Below are 18,082 nucleotides of genomic sequence, written 5' to 3' on the forward strand. Positions count from 1 at the left end.
ACTTACCGGATGACGATAAATGGCACAGATACGCGCCCTGGTGGCAGAGGACGAATCCATACTTTCCTATGCCTTGCTGCAGGCGCTTGGCCGCCTGTGGCCGGAGCTGCAAATTTGCGGCGTGGTAGAAAACGGCGTGGCCGCAGTGCAGGAAGCGCTGGCACAGCAGCCTGACATATTGTTCCTGGACATCAAGATGCCCGGAAAAACCGGGCTGGAAGTGGCCCAGGAACTGGCGGAAGAATGGCCGGAAGGTCCGGCTTTTCCCCTGATTGTGTTCGTCACCGCATATGACGAATATGCCATTCAGGCCTTTGAGCATTCTGCCTCTGACTATGTGCTGAAACCGATTAGCGACGAGCGCCTGGCCAAGACTGTCGGCCGGCTGAAAGCCAGGCTGGACAATAGCCAGGAACGCTCCAGCGAGCTGGAACGGGTAGTCGGGCAGTTGCGCAGCCTGATGCCGCAGGCCGCAGCTGAAACGGAACGCCTGGAAGTGATACGCGCCGCGGTCGGCAACCAGATCCGCATGATACCGGTTGCCGATGTGCTGTATTTCGAGGCGACCGACAAATACATCAATGTCGTTACCGCAGAGCATTCATCGCTGATACGCACCAGCCTGAAAGACCTGCTGCCGCAACTGGACAGCAAGCTGTTCTGGCAGATACACCGCAGCACCGTCGTCAACACGCGGCAGGTACAGGTGGCTATCCGCGACGAGACCGGCAAGCTGACGCTGAAGCTGCGGGGGTCGGATGATGTGCTGCATGTCAGCCGCGTCTATGCGCACCTGTTCAGGCAAATGTAGCCGGAATCCATTCATCGGTAACACTTTCAGGCATAATTGCCGGCTGGGTCGCCACACCTTGAGATGCTTAAACATCAAGCCGGCACCCGCTATCGGCAAACCATTTACCCTACCTGAACACCATGCAAAACAACAACGCCGGCATCACCTGGCAATGCGCCCGCCTGACCGAACTGTCCGCGGCACAGCAGTACGCGATATTCTCCGCCCGCTCGGAAGTTTTTGTTGTCGAGCAGAATTGCGTTTTCCAGGAAATGGATGGCCTGGATCTGGATGCGGATCATGTGATCGGTTGGGGCGGCGACAACGTCGTCGCGGCCTATCTGCGTATCGTTGCTCCGGGCATCAAGTTTGTGGAACCTTCACTGGGGCGCGTCATTACGACTAAAAATTTTCGCGGCGGCGGCGCAGGCAAGACGCTGATCGCGGAAGGGATCAGGCACCTGGAGCGCATGTATCCGGACCAGGCGATACGCATAGGCGCGCAAGCCTACCTGGAAAAATTTTACGGTTCATTCGGCTTCAGGACCGTGACCGACATCTACCTGGAAGACGACATCCAGCACATCGATATGGTGCGAAACGCCGGCCACACTGAGTAACAAGAAAAAGACTAGGCTCCAAAGTAGCCTATGCCCTTGGCCATCATTGCCGCGGCAAGAATGACCAGCGCCAGCAACGTCAACTCCAGATGGATGATGCCGCGCAGCCTGCGCCGTTGCTGCGTGCTGACATCGGGCACTACCCCCTGCTTCAGGGACTTGCCCCATTTGATAAAGACCACGGTGGGGTAAATCGATACCAGCCCCGCCACGATGAACAATGTCATCTTTGCGATGAAGGGGCCGCTATGCAAATAGTATTGCGGGCCTTTTTCAAAATGCATCACACGTAGCAAACCCAGCACCAGGATCAGCCCGGCAGCCAGACCGTATGCCGCATCCAGCTTCTGGATTTTTCTCGCGGACTGCAGGCTCAACGGCTCCGCCAGCAACAGCATTTCAGCGGACAGGCTCACCATGATGGCAATAAACGCCAGATGATGCAAAAAAGCGATGAAGGCATTCACGTTCGACTCTCCCTGTTTATGTTCCATGCGCATATTGCCTGAGACCGTTCCGGCGCCGCAGTGAAATGCGATGGAATACACATTCCACGCAGCGAGCACCGCCGAATACGGCGCCAGCGGAACTGCAGCGATGCGACGAAGCCGTCATATACACAGCTGGCGGCTCCTCAGGCTGGAATAAAGCCTCGTCTCTGCCTATATTAAAACGGCAGTTTATCTATTTCGCTACATAAAAAGCATGAGACTGAATTTTTCTGGCCATGAAATCCTGAATATCCTATAATTTCAGTAATTCCTGAAAATTCAATAAATCAAGTAAATGACGAATCCACAACTTAGTCCGCTGACGCAGCGCTTCATCCTGCATTTTGGAGAGATGGGCAGCCGCTGGGGCATTAATCGCACCGTCGGCCAGATTTACGCCCTGTTATACGTGCAGTCCAAGCCGCTGAACGCTGACGAGATTGCCGAGGCCTTGTCTTTTTCACGCTCCAATGTCAGTATGGGCTTAAAGGAATTGCAATCATGGCGGCTGGTAAAGCTGCTGCACAAACCCGGCGACCGCCGCGAATACTTTGAGCCGCCCAAGGATATCTGGGACATTTTCAAGGCTCTGCTCGAAGAGCGCCGCCGGCGGGAAGTGGAGCCGACCTTGTCCATGCTGCGCGATGCGCTGTTGGAAAATCCCGCCAGCGAGACTGACCGCGTGGCCCAGGAGCGCATGCGCGAGATGTACGACCTGATAGAGCTGTCCAGCTCCTGGTTCGACGATGTGCAGCGCCTGTCACCCGAAACCCTTGCGTCTCTGATGAAAATGGGTTCCAAGGTCAAGAAACTGCTGGATGTACGAGACAAGTTCCGCTTCAGCGGCAGCACGGATAAAGACGGCAGGCAGGACGTTCTCGACCAGCAGGATGATAGCGAGCTTTCCTAGGAGATTCAGCAGATGCCCATGCAACTGGAAGAATTTTCACCACCGCCTGCCTCTCCCCGCTGGTGGCCGCGCCGCTTCACACGGTTGCCTCTGGCGCTGGAAATTACGCTGGCGCTGATCGTGAAGGCGGTGATCCTGACGATGCTGTGGAAATTCTTTTTCTCCCATCCGCAGGCAAAAAAAATGCGCTTGCCGCTCCCGCAAGTCGAGCAACATCTGCTGGCGCAAAACCCTTCGACGATGCCGACTGTCCCACGGGTATCTCCCGCCGCGACAGATGCGCCCTCCCCGGTTTCCAAAACTACTGACAAAGGCTTTCTTCCATGACCTCAATCGATGAAGTCGTCGCCCTGTCGCGGCTGCAATTTGCAGCCACCGCGATGTATCACTTTCTGTTTGTTCCGCTCACCCTGGGGCTGTCTTGGGTATTGGTCATCATGGAATCGGTGTATGTGATGACAGGCAAGGAAATCTACCGCGACATGACCAAGTTCTGGGGCAAGCTGTTCGGCATCAATTTTGCGATGGGCGTGACAACCGGGCTTACGCTGGAGTTCCAGTTCGGCACCAACTGGGCTTATTACTCGCATTACGTGGGCGACATCTTCGGCGTGCCGCTGGCCATTGAAGGCATGATGGCCTTCTTCCTGGAGTCCACGTTTGTCGGCCTGTTCTTTTTCGGCTGGCCGCGGCTGTCCAAGGTCCAGCATCTGGGCGTGACCTTCCTGGTGGCGCTGGGCTCCAACCTGTCGGCGCTGTGGATACTGATCGCCAACGGCTGGATGAACAACCCGGTGGGCGCGGAATTCAACTTCGAGACCATGCGCATGGAGCTGGTCAACATGCAGGACGTCATCTTCAACCCGGTTGCCCAGGTCAAGTTCGTGCATACGGTGGCGGCCGGCTATGTGACGGCATCGATGTTCGTGCTCGGTATTTCCGCTTTCTACCTGCTGAAGGCACGCGATACCTCGTTTGCGCTGCGCTCCTTTGCCGTTGCAGCCGGCTTCGGCCTGGCGTCCACCCTGTCGGTGATCGTGCTCGGCGATGAGTCCGGCTATACCGCCGGCGAAGTCAACAAAGTGAAGCTGGCGGCGATAGAGGCGGAATGGAATACCGAACCGGCGCCGGCGGGCATCACGGTATTCGGCCTGCCGAACGACAAGGAAGAACGCACCGATTACGCCGTCAAGATACCCTACGTGCTCGGCCTGATCGCAACGCGCTCCACCGATACCGAAGTCAAAGGCATCAAGGATCTGAAAAAAGACCATGAGGTCCGCATACGTAACGGCATGCTGGCTTACGCGGCGCTGCTGAAACTGAAGTCAGGCGACAAATCGCCGGAAGCCCACGCAGAGTTCAACAAGCTGAAGGGTGACCTGGGTTTTGGCCTGCTGCTGAAAAAATATACCGACAAGGTCGTTGATGCAACGCCGGAGCAGATACGCATGGCAGTGAACGACACAATTCCCAAGGTATGGCCGGTATTCTGGTCTTTCCGGCTGATGGTGGCGCTGGGCATGCTGTTCCTGCTCATCTTTTCGCTGTCTTTCTACTTCCTGATCCGCAAGCAACTGGCGACGCGACGCTGGCTGCTTAAGCTGGCAGTCATCAGCATTCCGCTACCGTGGATCGCTGCCGAGCTGGGCTGGTTCACAGCGGAATTCGGCCGCCAGCCGTGGACCATTTCGGGCGTGTTGCCCACGCATTTGTCGGCGTCCAGCCTGACCCCTTCCAGCCTGTATTTCAGCCTGGCCGGTTTCATTGGCTTCTATACCGTGCTATTGGTCATAGAGATGACGCTGATGGTCAAGTACGTCAGGCAAGGGCCGAGCAGCCTGCACACCGGCAACTACCATTTTGAGAAAGCCGGCGCCGCAACCATGCCTGCTTCGGCCACCACAGGAGCGCTGTCATGATCTTCGACTATGAAGTGTTAAAAATTATCTGGTGGGGGTTTGTCGGCTTTCTCATCATCGGCTTTGCGCTGACCGACGGTTTCGACATGGGCGTGGGCATGCTGCTGCCCTTTGTCGGCAAGACGGACATGGAAAGGCGGGTCATGCTCAATTCCGTCGGCCCTACCTGGGAAGGCAACCAGACCTGGCTGGTCACGGCCGGCGCGGGCACTTTTGCGGCATGGCCGCTGGTCTACGGCACGGCATTTTCCGGCTTTTATGTCGCCATCCTGCTGCTGCTGTTTGCGCTGTTTTTCCGCCCGGTGGGCTTCGATTACCGCAGCAAGCTGCAGAATCCGACATGGCGCACTGCCTGGGACTGGGGCTTGTTTATCGGCGGCTTCGTTCCGCCGCTGATTTTCGGCGTCGCTTTCGGCAACCTGCTGCTGGGCACGCCGTTTAACTACGATATGACAATGCGAGTCACCTATTTCGGCAATTTCTTCGGCCTGCTGAGCCCGTTCGGGCTGCTGTCCGGAGTTCTGAGCGTTGCCATGCTGGCCATGCACGGCGCCAGCTTCCTGCAGGTGAAGACGGAGGATGAAGTCGCCAGGCGCGCACGCAAAGCGGCAATGATCGCCGCTGCACTCACACTCATCTGCTTTATCGCGGCAGGCATCTGGATTGCGACTGGCATTGAAGGCTACCGCATTACCAGCATGCCAGCCGCGGCGTCCGCCTTCATGCCTCCGGCAAAAACGGTGGAAAAAGTAATGGGCGGCTGGATGGGCAACTATGCACTATGGCCGGCATTGTGGCTGGTACCGGCCGGCACGATAGCTGCAGCAGCAGCCTGCCTGCTGTTCTCCGGCATGCGCAAGTCATTGCCGGCCTTCATTGCCAGCGGCACTGCGGTAGCCGGTATTATCCTGACTGCAGGCAGCGCGATGTTCCCTTTCATCATGCCGTCCTCGCTGGACCCGAACAGCAGCCTGACGGCTTGGGATGCCGTATCCAGCCACCGCACACTGGGCATCATGTTCTGGGTCGTCGTGCTGCTGATGCCGGTCGTCATGCTGTATACCGGCTGGGTCTATCGCGTGATGCGCGGCAAGGTGACACTGCAGCATATCCACGACAATGAGCATTCGGCCTACTGAGGCAATTGCCAACTAACCGGAACGGAGAAAACCATGTGGTACTTTACCTGGATATTGGGCGTAGGCCTGGCGTTGGCTTTCGGCATTATCAACGTAATGTGGCTGGAAGCGAATTATGCCTTCGGCGCGCGCGATGAAGATACGACACGCGAAAGATTTGAACAGGCAAAACTGAAAGCCGAACAGTAAGAAGAAACAGAAAAAAAAGATGGCGGCCGCAGCCGCCATCCTTGTATTGCATCTCCCACTAATCAGATAGTGATGCTTTGCGCTATCTGGCTAGGCAGCAGGTAGGGATATGGCGCCGGCCTGCGCAGATTGCGCGCATTGATAGTCGCTTCAACTTCCAGCAACGCATTCTTGAAGCGTGCCAGCGGTCCGTCGCTGCCGGTGATGTTGTGGTCTTCAAACCATTCGGGGTAAGGGAAGTAGTTGCTGCGGTAGTCGCCCAGCCGGCGGTAGTAGATGGAGCCCAGCACGCTCAGCAGGTTGATCTGCTCTATGCCCAGCGGCAGCGACGGCAGCATTGCCAGCCAGTCGCGCTGCGTATATTCCTTGCCGGCTTCCGGCACCTGTGTCCAGCCTGCGCCGGAGAACATGGGCGCGTACATCATCATGCCCTTTTGCGGGAAATTGGCGGCCGAATGCTGCGCGCTTGCAGTAAATATCACCATCGTCAACACTTCAACCAACTGGGCGCGGTCGGCAATGGATTTGAAACCCTTGACGCTGCCTTCGTTCTCCGCCATCAGGCTCGCGGTCCATGCTGCCAGTTCGGTATCGCCGACCACCTGGGCATCGCTGCTGTAATAGATGCTGACATACTCCGTTACCCATTGATGGATCGCTCCCCATGCCAGCAAGGCATCGTCACGGTATGGGTAATCCGGCAAATGCACGGCGTTGCCCACGTTGCGCGCGGCAAGTTCTGCCGGCAGCATGTTCTGGTAAAAGTCATAAGCCAGCCTGTCTGCGCCGGCAGCCTTCTGTGTGCACTGGACCGGCGTGCCGAACAGATGGTCATTGATGGAATCCGGCGCCAGCAAGGTGGAAGCAGCCTTGTCGTTGATGGACAGCGTGCCCTCAAAATGCGGCAGCAGCAGCACATGCAATGGATGCTCAGGCGCCAGACAGCGATATGTAGCCATGGCAAATGCCTCCATCAGCAAATGGGTACGCGCCAGATGCACGAATAATTCAAGGTAGTTGGTATCGGCGGTCTGCACGACCATCTTTGCCATTTCCCAGCCCCATTGCGCACTCGCATCCGATATCGCAGGTTTCAGGAAAACAGGAAATTTGGCGGGGTCCTGCCCGCACTGTATCGCAACCGGCGTCAATGATTGTCCGGCCACCGGCACGGCAAACAAGGCGAATGGCGCATACACATATTTGGGTTTGCCCTTATACAGGCCGGGATTTTCCACCAGATAATTCAGCTCGGAAAAATCCAGCAGGTAGAGCCGACCTTCGCTGCCGGCCTTCGCCAGGCTGTCTGCATTGCCCATGACTTGCTGGTATTGCAACTCGCTGACGGGGAATCGGTCCGGCAGGCTGGCAATACCTTTCAGCAGCATGGGATTGGGGCCGGCCACGCGCAGGCGTGCGAATACCTGATCGTTCTGGAAAGAAGTTGAGATTTGCGGGATCGCAATGGCCTTGAACAGGTTGTTGTAATCTTGCAGGTCGGGTGCGCTGGCTTGCGCCGTTTCATGCAACTGTGCCGATTCGTGCAATAGCTTTGCTTCTTCCAGCTTTATTTCACCAAACGCAATCGCTATCTCCGCCATCAGCGCCACCCGTGCGAAGGACGACTCAAGTCCGTCCTGCGTAGTGTTTTTTGCCTTTTCAACCAGGTTTTTGACAGACTCCAGCCTGTTCTGGATAGGCAGCTTTTTACCGAACCATCCCAGCTCGTCATTGACCTTGATGGCCAGCAGATTTTCTCCCACCTTGACCAGGGCTTCGAGGATCAGCACCTTCCATTCCAGCGTAGGCTGATCTGTTTCCGGCACCGTCGCACTCATGGGAACACCGACCAGATTGACCACTTGGTCGTTCCAGATATATTTCCCTTTGGCATCTAATAGTTGTTTTGCGCGCTTTTGTTGCTGCGCAGGGCTATCATTTTGCGGAAGGCTGGGACTACGGCGTGATGATTCTGCTAGCATGAGTATTCCTCAGTTGGTGGAACAGACAACGCGTCAATCGACAAGCTTAAACGTGGCAAGAATACTATGAAATTCGGCAGAGAAACTATTTTAGACACGCACCTGTTAAAAAAACTGCGCATAAAAATGCAAAGACAGCGGGAAAACCGGCATACTTAGACGTTGTTGAAAAGAAAAATTCAACGCTTCAATCACGTGCCTGGATAGAACCTTATTCGTAGCAGCAACACTTGAAGACCAGTAAAGAACCAATCATTAAATTTGCCTGCAATAACACTCCGACAGAGAATGCGCGGGCCGATACCAGGTAGAGACAAGGCAATTGGATGTTAAAGCTTGAGGGATATTCCCTGATTCAGAAACTGCGCAAGAATGGCGAATTTATCGTCCTGCGCGGCCAAAGGAGTGGGGATCAAAAACCAGTATTGATCGTTCAGCCTGCGGCCGAACATCCGACCACGGCCATTTTGCTGCGCCTGCAGCACGAATACAATCTGCGTAATGAGCTTGACCCCAGCTGGGCAGCGCAACCTCTCGACCTGATTAATACCGACGGCAAGACAAGCTTGATCCTGGACGATGCCGGCGGCCAATCGCTGGACCAGTTGCTGGGTCGAGCGATAGAACTGCCGCTGTTCTTGCGGATAGCCGTGGGTATTTGCGCTTCTCTGGGGCGTTTGCATCAGCAGGACATCATCCACAAAGACATTAAACCTGCCAACATCCTGATCGATGCAGCCAGCGGCAATTGCCGCATCACGGGCTTCGGCATCGCATCGCGCGTGCCGCGCGAACAGCAGGCACCTCTGCCGATGGAAGTGATTGCCGGCACTTTTGCGTATATGGCGCCGGAGCAGACCGGGCGGATGAACCGTTCGATAGATTCCCGCAGCGACCTGTATGCGCTGGGTGTCACTTTTTACGAAATGCTGACCGGCAGCCTACCCTTCACCGCTTCCGACCCCATGGGCTGGGTGCATTGCCACATCGCGCGCCAGCCTACGCCGCCTTCCAGGCTGAGGCCGGACATTCCGGAAATGCTGTCGGCGATCATCATGAAGCTGCTGGCGAAGACAGCGGAAATGCGCTACCAGACGGCGGCCGGCGTCATGGCCGACCTGTCGCGCTGCATGGAGCAATGGTCCGAGAAATCCTTTATTGCGCCATTCGTGCTGGGCACGCGCGACGCTTCGCGCAGGCTGATGATTCCGGAAACCCTGTATGGCCGCGAGGTGCAAAAGAAGGTATTGCTGGATGCGGCGGCGCGTGTGGTCGTCAACACCAACCCGGAACTGGTGCTGGTATCAGGCTATTCCGGCATAGGCAAATCCTCGCTGGTCAACGAACTGCACAAGTCCATCATACAGCCGAGGGCGGTATTCGTTTCCGGCAAGTTCGACCAGTACAAGCGTGACATCCCTTATGCAACGCTGGCACAGGCGCTGCAAAGCCTGATACGGCAATTGCTGAGCCAGTCTGAGCGGGAACTGCTGATCTGGCGGCAGGCTATCCTGAAAGCCGTCGGCAACAACGGCCAACTGATGGTGGACCTGATCCCCGAGCTGCGCTTCGTGATCGGCGAGCAGGCTGCTACGATAGAACTGGCGCCGGATGAAGCACTGAACCGCTTCCAGACGGTATTCCGCCAGTTCCTGGGCACCTTTGCCATGGCGGAGCGGCCGCTGATCATCTTCCTCGATGATCTGCAATGGATAGACCCGGCCAGCCTGAAATTGCTGGAACACCTGATGACGCATAGCGAAGTCAGGCACGTGCTGTTCATCGGCGCCTACCGTGACAATGAAGTCACCGCGGCGCATCCGCTGATGCTGACCAAGGATACCATCCAGAAAAGCAAGGCCAGCGTGCACGAAGTCGTACTGGCGCCCTTGCAGGAAGGCGACGTCGCCAGACTGGTGGCCGATACGCTGCGCTGCGACGTCAAGGTGACGGCGACGCTGAGCCAGTTGGTATATGAAAAGACCGAGGGCAATCCCTTCTTCACGATACAGTTTCTGACCAGCCTGGCGGAACAGCGCCTGCTGGCCTTCGATGCCATTACCGCCAACTGGACCTGGGACATAGACCGCATCCGCGCCAGGGATTTGTCGGATAACGTCGTGGACCTGATGATAGGCAAGCTGCAACGCCTGCCGGAAGCCACGCAGGATGCTTTTCAATACCTGGCCTGCCTGGGCAACACCGCCAATGTGGAAACCGTCGCGCGGATGGCCGACAAGACCGAGGAAGAAACTCATACCGACCTGTGGCACGCGGTACGCATGGGGCTGCTGATACGCAACGACAACTACTACCGCTTCCAGCATGACAGGGTGCAGGAGGCAGCGTATTCGCTGGTGTCGCCGCAAAGCCTGCCGCAGCTGCATCTGCAGATAGGCAGGCTGCTGCTGTCGACCATGTCGGCCGAAGCGATTGAAGAAGACGTGTTCAGCATCGTCAACCACCTGAACCGCGGCATGGAACTGATCACAGACCAGCAGGAAAAAGACCGGCTATGCTTCCTGAACCTGCTGGCCGGCCGCAAGGCCAAGGACTCCATTGCCTATGCTTCCGCGCGCGGCTACCTGATACAGGCAATCGCACTGCTACCGGACGACGCGTGGCAATACAATTACGAGGACACATTCGCGATTTATTTTGCGCTGTCCGAGTGCGAATACCTGACGGCTCATTACGATCAGGCCAATCAGTTGTTTGACCTGATTTTTGCACATGCAGGTTCCAGCCTGGACAAGGCCAAGCTCTACATTCTGCAGCTGACGCTGCACCAGATTTCCGGGCATTTCGACAGTGCCACCGAGGTGTCGCGGCAAGCCCTGAGCATGTTTGGCGTGGACTTTCCGAAATCGGATGAAGACATTCCCGCCGCCGTGCAGAGGGAAAAGAAGCTGCTGGACAGCAGCCTGAACGGACGCGATATTGCCGAACTCGTCAACCTTCCGTTGATCCACGATATAGAAACCCGCGTGATTTTGGAATTGTTGACCGAGATGGCGCCCTCTGTATGGAACTCCAGCCCGAAGATCTACCCGCTGGTGATATTGACGACACTGAATTTTGTGCTCCGCCACGGCAATACCGAAGCGGCCTGTTTTGCCTACTCTTCGTATGCCATCCTGTCCGCATCGATAGGCGAGGTTTCCGCGGCCATCAAGTTTTCTGAACTGGCGCTGCTGCTGAACGACAAATTCAAGGATAGCAAGCGCAAGGGCCGGCTGCTGTTTAACCAGGGGGCAATCATCCACTGCTGGCAGCGCAGCATCGCCAGCGGCGTACCCGTATTGGAAAATGCCTTCGTCTCCTGCCTGGAAACCGGCAACCTGCTGTTTGCCAACCATGCTGCCAGCGCCATCGCGCTGATGGTCATAGAAAAGAATGAGCCGCTGGACGATGCGTTGAAAAGCATCAAGAAATATATCGCCTTTACGCGCCAGAGCCATTACGACGTCGTCACCGAAATCGTGAGGCTGAGCGAACAGTTCGTCGCCTGCATGAAAGGGCTGACCAACGATGAGTCCAGCCTGAACGACGACGGCTTCAGCGAGAGCGAGGCACTGGTCGCCATTACCAGGGCCGGCTACGGCAGCGGCATCCCTCGCTTCCATATGCTGAAACAGGTAACGCAATATACTTTCGGCCACTACGAAGAAGCGCTGGAGTCTGCCGCGCAGGCAGCCCAGCATTTGCATTACGTCAGGCTGACGCTGATCGAGGCCAGCCACTATTTTTACCATGCGCTGACGCTTGCCGCGCTGTACCCGGGTGCCGGCGCGCGCCAGCACGAGTATAAAGAGCAGTTGCTGACGCGCACGGCAATGCTGAAAAAACTGGCGGAAGACTGTCCGGAAAATTTCCTGAACCGGTATACGCTGGTGCTGGCGGAAATTGCGCGCATCGAAGGCCGGGAGCTCGATGCCATGCACGCTTACGACGATGCCATCAAGCTGTCCAGGGAACATGGATTCATGCAGGCAGAAGGCATTGCCAATGAGCTGGCGGCCAAATTCTACCTGAGCCAGGGGTTTGAACGCGTCGCCACCAATTATCTGCGCGAGGCGCGCTATTGCTTCCTGAAATGGGGTGCATTGGGCAAGGTCAATCAGCTGGACAGCGAGTACCCCTGGCTGGATGCGCAGGCAGTACCCGCCAGCGCAATGGCGTATGACGCCCGGCTGGAGAACCTGGATATGATGAGCGTGGTCAAGGCTTCACAGGCTGTATCCGGCGTTATCGAACTGGAACAGCTGATCAAGTCACTGTTGCAGATCGTCATTGAAAATGCTGGCGCCGAACGCGGTCTGCTGATGCTGCCGCATGAGCAGGGTTATCGCATCGAAGCCGAGGCCAATACACTGGCCAATGGCGCGGAAGTCAACTTCCTGCGCGCACCGACAACTACGCAGCTGGCGCCTGAGACCGTGTTCCAGTACGTGATCCGCACGCAGGAAAAGGTGCTGCTGGATGATGCCTGCCTGACCAACCAGTTTTCCGGCGATGCGTATTTATTCGAGTCGCAACCCCGCTCGGTGCTGTGCCTGCCGTTGCTGAAACAGGGAAAAATGGCCGGCGTGCTGTACCTGGAAAACAAGCTGACGCCGGGTGTCTTCACGCCGGAACGCATTGCAGTGCTGGAGCTGCTGGCGTCCCAGGCAGCGATTTCTCTGGAAAACGCCAGCCTGTACCATAACCTGAAAGAAGAGAACAACGACCGCAAGCGTGCCGAACTCGCATTGCAGCAGCACCAGGACCAGCTGGAGCAGACAATACGTGAGCGCACAGCCGAAGTTGTCAGACAAAATCTGGAGCTGGAGCGGGCTTACAAGGCATTGGAAGACGTCAGCCTGACGGACCAGCTGACCGGCCTGCGCAACCGGCGCTTTTTGCAGCAGCAGCTGGATGTCGATATTGCCATCACCGCGCGCCGCTACGAGGAGTGGCTGAACAATGGCTCCGAGTTGCAGCCGGAAGACATGGACCTGATCTTCTACATGGTGGATCTGGACCACTTCAAGGCCGTCAACGACCAATATGGCCATGCGGCCGGCGACAGGGTGCTGGTGCAGATACGGGAGCGGTTGGAAGAGGTCTTCAGGGAATCGGATTTCCTCACGCGCTGGGGCGGCGAGGAGTTTCTGGTTGTGGCACGCTCGACCAGCCGTTCCGACGCGGCGACGATTGCGGAGCGCATCCGCCATGCAATCTCCGGCAGGGAGTTTGAACTGGCAGACGATGCCAAATTGGCCAGGACTTGCTCGGTAGGCTTTGCCTGCTACCCTTTCCTGCCGGCGACCCCGCGCCTGCTGTCATGGTCGCAAGTGGTGGAACTTGCCGACCAGGCGCTGTATGCCGCCAAGCGCAGCGGACGCAATGCCTGGGTAGGCTACTTCGGCACCGAGCAGACTCGCATCGACAATGCTTTCCAGCGGCTGATGCACAAGGCGTCACTGGCCAGCCAGGATGAAGAGCTGCAGATGGTCAGCAGCAAGGACGTGGCGCTGCTCAAGCAATGGTAAGGCATTAACATCAAGCAGGCCGCCAAGGCGCCTGCGGGCCTGCCCGATTTACAGCCCGTCACGTGTAAGCCCTTATTTTCAAACAAAATTTTCTTGTAACATTGCGGACATTTCCCTTGACGCAGCAATTGCGCCTTGCGTACACTCACACGATCCTTTAAATCCCAGAGTCGACCCGATTGAGTGTGCCGGCATCTGATTTGCGGGTGCAGCCGGGCCTTCATGGGCCCATCCCTCGGGCTTGCCCTCCCCCAAATCACATGTCAGCATGCCTGGACAAATTATCGCCTATGAAACCATTCCGACATCGACTATCTCTTGCCCTGGCTTCCGTATTGCTGGTGTGGGCCAGCCCCCAGCTAAGCCATGCAGGAGAAAGTGATTTATATGCACTGGAAAATCCAGGCAGCGCAGCAAGTCTCAAAACCCCTCTGATCCCGGTAGAAGCAATGCCGGATTCACCCGAAAATCCCCTCCCGGAAACGCCCGCCACCGATGCCGCGCCTGTGCCGGAAGTCGACCTTTGGGCACGGATCCGTAACGGCTATGCGATTCCCGACCTGGATAACCAGCTGGTGGCAAACCAGCTGAACTGGTATAGCTCGCGCGCTGACTACATACAAAGGACCGTGGAGCGCGGCTCGCGCTATCTGTACCATGTGGTCGAAGAGTTGGAAAAACGCGGCATGCCGACGGAACTGGCGCTGTTGCCGTTTATAGAATCCGCCTTCAATCCGCAAGCGATGTCGACTGCCAAGGCCTCTGGCATGTGGCAGTTCATGGCAGCGACCGGGCGTGACTTCAACCTGAAACAGAATATGTTCAAGGATGACAGGCGCGGCGTGGTCGACTCGACCGATGCAGCACTGACCTATCTGGAAAGGCTGCACGGCATGTTCGGCGACTGGCAGCTGGCGCTGGCAGCCTATAACTGGGGCGAAGGCTCAGTGCAGCGCGCCGTCAAGAAACAGCAGGCGCTCGGCCTGCCGATAGACTTTGAAAGCCTGTCGGCATTGATGCCGAACGAAACCAAAAACTACCTGCCGAAGCTGCAGGCAGTAAAAAATATCATCGGACATCCAGAGCAATACGGCATCGTGCTGCCCAAACTGGATAACCAGCCCTATTTCGTCTCCATTGAGAAAACCAGGGATATCGATGTCAGGGTGGCAGCCAAGCTGGCGGAACTGTCTGTCAGTGAATTCAATGCACTGAACCCGCAGTTCAACCGCCCTGTGATTACCGGTGACAGCAGCACCAAGATTTTGCTACCGATGGAAAATGCCGAGCTGTTCAAAGAAAACCTGAGCAAATGGCAAGGCCCTCTGTCCAGCTGGTCTACCCATGTCGTTGGCAAGACTGAAAGAGTGGAGTCGCTGGCCAGCCGGCTGGGCCTGAAGCCTGAGCTGATACGTGAAGTAAACCTGATCCCTGCGAAGATGCTCGTCAAGGCCGGCTCCACGCTGCTGATTCCCAAGTCTTCCAAGGCGCCGGACCAGGATATCTCGATGGAGATTGCAGAGAAGGCGCAGCTGATCATCGAGAAAAATCCGCCTCCGGGACGCCAGGTCAGTTTCAGGGTCGGCAAACACGACAACCTGAATTCGGTTGCCAGACGCTACAAGGTCAGCGTGGCTCAGCTAAAGGATTGGAATGACCTGAAGCGCGACAATATTGCAGCCGGCCAGACTTTGCAGATTCATTTGCCATACGTGGCTGCAGCCAGGGGTAAACAGGTCCATGTCGCAGCACATACTGCAGGCGCCGGCAAAGTGGGGCAACGTAGCGCCAATGCCTCCAACGGGCGCAAAGCAGCTCCTGGCAAGATCATGCTGGCCAGTGCAAAAGCGCCGAAGAAACGGCACGGGTAACGCACAATCCGGCGAACCATCCGGCCAGGCCGGATAAAAGCAAAATGGCGCAGATTGAATCTGCGCCATTTTTTTATGCTCGTATTGCATCTATTCACTCCAGCCAAACCCGCAGGGCAGGCTGGCTAGAGGAGAGAAACAGGCCTATGCCAATTTATTTCTGGTTGGCGTAGATGATCCAGTAACGGGCCAGATCTGCCGCGCCATCTTTACCTTGAACCGACTTGAAGGTCTTGATGGCATTGGCTTTTTTGCCCGCCTGCAGGTAGGCAATGCCCAGGTGCAGTTTGGCATCTTCCGGATATTTGATATTATCCTTGGCAATACCTTTTTCCATCATCGGCAGGCCCTTGTCTGCCTGTCCATTGACGACGTACAGGTAGCCGAGGTTGACCAGGCCGGAGCCATCCTTGCTTTGCTCGGCGTCCGCTTCGGCAGCTGCCAGGCCTTTATTGCTTTCAGCCAGGTTTTTATTGGCCAGGTCGCGCAGGCGCTTGTGGCGTTCGGCTTCAGTGCCGGTGCCCAGTGCATTTGTCTTGTAGCCCTGGTCGATCACCTTGATGGCTTCTGTCGGGTATCCGGCTTGCAGGGACAACTGCGACATTTCCATGAAATCGTTGGTCTTGGTCAGTTGGCCTACCGCCAGTTTCAGACGATACAGATCCAGCGACAGACGCTCGGAGAAGCCAGGTTTGCCGGGCAGGCGGTTCAGCATGTCAGCCCACAACTCCTTCTTCGGGTAATAAGTCAGCAGTTTTTCCAGCGCGCCGACATAACCTGCCTTGTCGTTTTGCTTCAATGCGGCATTCGCATACAGTTGCAGGCTGGTTTCGCTTGGCGTGCGGCCTGCTTTTTCTTCAGCCGCCAGATCGGATTGCACTTCTTTCAAGGTGCGGCCATAGTCGCCGCTCATGTACAGGGACTGGATCAAGAAGGGGCGCATCGCCGGGTCGCTGCCGCCATCGGCGTTAAAGCGTGTGATCGTTTGCACTGTCTTGGCGTAGTTGCCCGCTTTGTAATAAGCGCCTGCCAATGCTTTCAGGTAGGTCAGGTGATCCGGACCGGTCAGCTTGTTGGTTGCCAGCACCGCTTCGTACGCGCGGATTGCTGCATCGTTATCGCCTGCAGCAGATGCAACCGCTGCGCGCATGCGTTCGATAGTGAAGTTTTCATTGGCATTTTTGCCGCTGATATTGTCGGTCTCGCGCAATCTGGCCAGCGCTTCCTTGTATTTCTTGGCTTTGAACAGTTCGCCGGCAGCTTGCACGTGCTTGCCGATTTCCGGGCGCATCGCTTCTTGTGCATAGGCAGTGTTGCCGACAAAGCCGGTCAGTTCAGGAACAGAGCTCAGGCCGATAACAGCGAGCAGCACAGCCAAGCGCGACAGTCGAAATTGCTTCATATTTGATCTCTCAATCAACAAATTTAATGAATTGTGGATTCAATACAGGTGATGCGGAGTGTATACCAAGTTCCATTCAATTTGATAAAAACTCGGTGATGGAATGGCGCCCAGTCCGGCTCCCGGATTGCACATCTCGTGTACATGAAAAATGGCAGGGATAACCCTGCCATTCTTTTTATCGTAGTTCAGATTCTAGCACCAGCAATCGCAAGATTAATGAATTAATCGTTGATAAACTGCTCGTTGCCGATCATGCCGATCTTGGTCACACCCAGACGCTGGGCCGAGGCCATCACCGCTGCCACCGACTTGTACGCCACCAGCTTGTTGGGCTTCAGGTGCACTTCGGGCTGGTCTGGCTGTGCGGCGACTTCGCGCAGCTTGGTTTCCAGTTCTGCACGGCCGCCGCTCAAGGCGACGCCGTTCCACAGTACCGTGCCGTCGAAGTCGACGTCGATCGTCACCACTACCGGGTCCGTCAGCGGCTTGGCAGGGCTGCTGGTCGGCATGTTGAGGTTGACGGCGTGGTTCTGGATCGGGATGGTGATGATCAGCATGATGATCAGTACGAGCATGACGTCGATCAGCGGCGTCATGTTCATCTCTATCATCGGTTCCGGATCGGCGGAGCTGCCTCCGCCTGAGCCTATATTCATTCCCATGTGGGTTCCTTTATGTTGTGAGGTTTGCCCCTTCTCCCGCGTGCGGGAGAAGGCCGGGATGAGGGGGCTTGAGTTGATGCAGAATCATTTTCACATCGGCGTTCACTCATCTCGGCCTGCAATGTAAATACCTATTTCACTATCTCTACAGGAGCGCAACGCCCCTCATCCCCACCCTTCTCCCGCACGCGGGAGAAGGGCTTTTGGTTTCGCCGATTTAACCGCCGCGCGGTGGCGGTTCGGTCACAAACGCGACCTTGGCGATGCCTGCCCGCTGGGCTGTCAGGATGACTTTGCCGACATATTTATACTGGGTGTTTTGGTCACCCCGTATATGCAGTTCGGGCTGCGGTACCATGACCGCGATCTTCTTGAGCTTTTCCAGCAGCGCCGGGGTATCCGGCACCAGGCCTTCGTTCCAGAATATCTGGCCTTCTTTGTCGATGGCCAGGTTGATGTTTTCCGGTTTGGTCTTGTACGGCTGATTGGTTTCAGACGGCAGTTTGACCGGGACCGTGTGTGTCACAACGGGGATGGTGATCAGGAAGATGATCAGCAGGACCA

14 protein-coding genes are annotated in these 18,082 nt (G+C 56.5%); 9 read left to right on the top strand and 5 right to left on the bottom strand.

What is annotated here, in order from left to right; translation table 11 throughout:
* Positions 1–19: 19 nt before the first annotated feature.
* Both ACO0LO_RS27760 and ACO0LO_RS27765 read left to right on the top strand, forming a co-directional pair.
* The gene (locus tag ACO0LO_RS27760) at positions 20–811 is read left to right on the top strand and encodes a LytR/AlgR family response regulator transcription factor (RefSeq protein WP_422969567.1); all 792 of its coding nucleotides are present in this window, start codon (positions 20–22) and stop codon (positions 809–811) included.
* A gap of 122 nt (positions 812–933) precedes the next feature.
* Entirely contained in the window at positions 934–1,413 is a 480-nt protein-coding gene (locus ACO0LO_RS27765) for a GNAT family N-acetyltransferase (protein WP_422969569.1), read from the top strand.
* A gap of 11 nt (positions 1,414–1,424) precedes the next feature.
* Here ACO0LO_RS27765 and ACO0LO_RS27770 read toward each other — a convergent pair whose 3' ends face one another.
* Positions 1,425–1,907 carry a DUF2214 family protein gene (locus tag ACO0LO_RS27770; protein ID WP_422969571.1) on the bottom strand — a complete coding sequence of 161 codons (483 nt, stop codon included), beginning with the start codon at positions 1,905–1,907 and terminating at the stop codon, positions 1,425–1,427.
* 292 nt (positions 1,908–2,199) lie between these two features.
* Here ACO0LO_RS27770 and ACO0LO_RS27775 point away from each other — a divergent pair, with 292 nt between their 5' ends.
* The 5 genes from ACO0LO_RS27775 to cydX are packed head-to-tail and all read left to right on the top strand — an operon-like array spanning position 2,200 to position 6,064.
* Positions 2,200–2,814 carry a GbsR/MarR family transcriptional regulator gene (locus tag ACO0LO_RS27775; RefSeq protein WP_422969573.1) on the top strand — a complete coding sequence of 205 codons (615 nt, stop codon included), beginning with the start codon at positions 2,200–2,202 and terminating at the stop codon, positions 2,812–2,814.
* Between the two features lie 12 nt (positions 2,815–2,826).
* Entirely contained in the window at positions 2,827–3,141 is a 315-nt protein-coding gene (cydP, locus tag ACO0LO_RS27780; RefSeq protein ID WP_422969575.1) for a cytochrome oxidase putative small subunit CydP, read from the top strand.
* A complete protein-coding gene (locus ACO0LO_RS27785) occupies positions 3,138–4,736 on the top strand; it encodes a cytochrome ubiquinol oxidase subunit I (RefSeq protein WP_422969577.1) in 1,599 nt (532 codons plus the stop codon). The genes cydP and ACO0LO_RS27785 overlap by 4 nt, the downstream gene beginning before the upstream one ends.
* Positions 4,733–5,875: a cytochrome d ubiquinol oxidase subunit II gene (cydB, locus tag ACO0LO_RS27790; protein WP_422969579.1), complete on the top strand. Its 1,143-nt coding sequence runs from the start codon at positions 4,733–4,735 to the stop codon at positions 5,873–5,875. Before ACO0LO_RS27785 ends, cydB begins: the two co-directional genes overlap by 4 nt.
* Positions 5,876–5,908: 33 nt before the next feature.
* Positions 5,909–6,064 (top strand): cytochrome bd-I oxidase subunit CydX, encoded by a 156-nt coding sequence (cydX, locus tag ACO0LO_RS27795; RefSeq protein WP_422969581.1) that lies wholly within the window; start codon positions 5,909–5,911, stop codon positions 6,062–6,064.
* A 62-nt stretch (positions 6,065–6,126) separates the two neighbouring features.
* Here the strand turns inward: cydX and ACO0LO_RS27800 are convergent, their stop codons facing one another.
* The gene (locus ACO0LO_RS27800) at positions 6,127–8,046 is read right to left on the bottom strand and encodes a lipoxygenase family protein (protein WP_422969583.1); all 1,920 of its coding nucleotides are present in this window, start codon (positions 8,044–8,046) and stop codon (positions 6,127–6,129) included.
* A gap of 326 nt (positions 8,047–8,372) precedes the next feature.
* Here ACO0LO_RS27800 and ACO0LO_RS27805 point away from each other — a divergent pair, with 326 nt between their 5' ends.
* Positions 8,373–13,580 (top strand): diguanylate cyclase, encoded by a 5,208-nt coding sequence (locus tag ACO0LO_RS27805; RefSeq protein WP_422969585.1) that lies wholly within the window; start codon positions 8,373–8,375, stop codon positions 13,578–13,580.
* Between the two features lie 290 nt (positions 13,581–13,870).
* Positions 13,871–15,451, top strand: a complete 1,581-nt coding sequence (locus ACO0LO_RS27810; RefSeq protein WP_422969587.1) for a transglycosylase SLT domain-containing protein — start codon at positions 13,871–13,873, stop codon at positions 15,449–15,451.
* Between the two features lie 154 nt (positions 15,452–15,605).
* Here ACO0LO_RS27810 and ACO0LO_RS27815 read toward each other — a convergent pair whose 3' ends face one another.
* The 3 genes from ACO0LO_RS27815 to ACO0LO_RS27825 form a co-directional block, all read right to left on the bottom strand.
* Positions 15,606–16,853: a tetratricopeptide repeat protein gene (locus ACO0LO_RS27815; protein ID WP_422969589.1), complete on the bottom strand. Its 1,248-nt coding sequence runs from the start codon at positions 16,851–16,853 to the stop codon at positions 15,606–15,608.
* A gap of 224 nt (positions 16,854–17,077) precedes the next feature.
* Positions 17,078–17,518, bottom strand: coding sequence for an ExbD/TolR family protein (locus ACO0LO_RS27820; protein WP_422969591.1), 441 nt, complete (start codon positions 17,516–17,518; stop codon positions 17,078–17,080).
* A gap of 217 nt (positions 17,519–17,735) precedes the next feature.
* Positions 17,736–18,082, bottom strand: a 347-nt coding sequence (locus tag ACO0LO_RS27825; protein ID WP_422969592.1) for an ExbD/TolR family protein, incomplete at its 5' end; no start/stop codon positions are given.

The sequence above is a fragment of the Undibacterium sp. TJN25 genome (assembly GCF_049339885.1).
GTDB lineage: Bacteria > Pseudomonadota > Gammaproteobacteria > Burkholderiales > Burkholderiaceae_D > Undibacterium.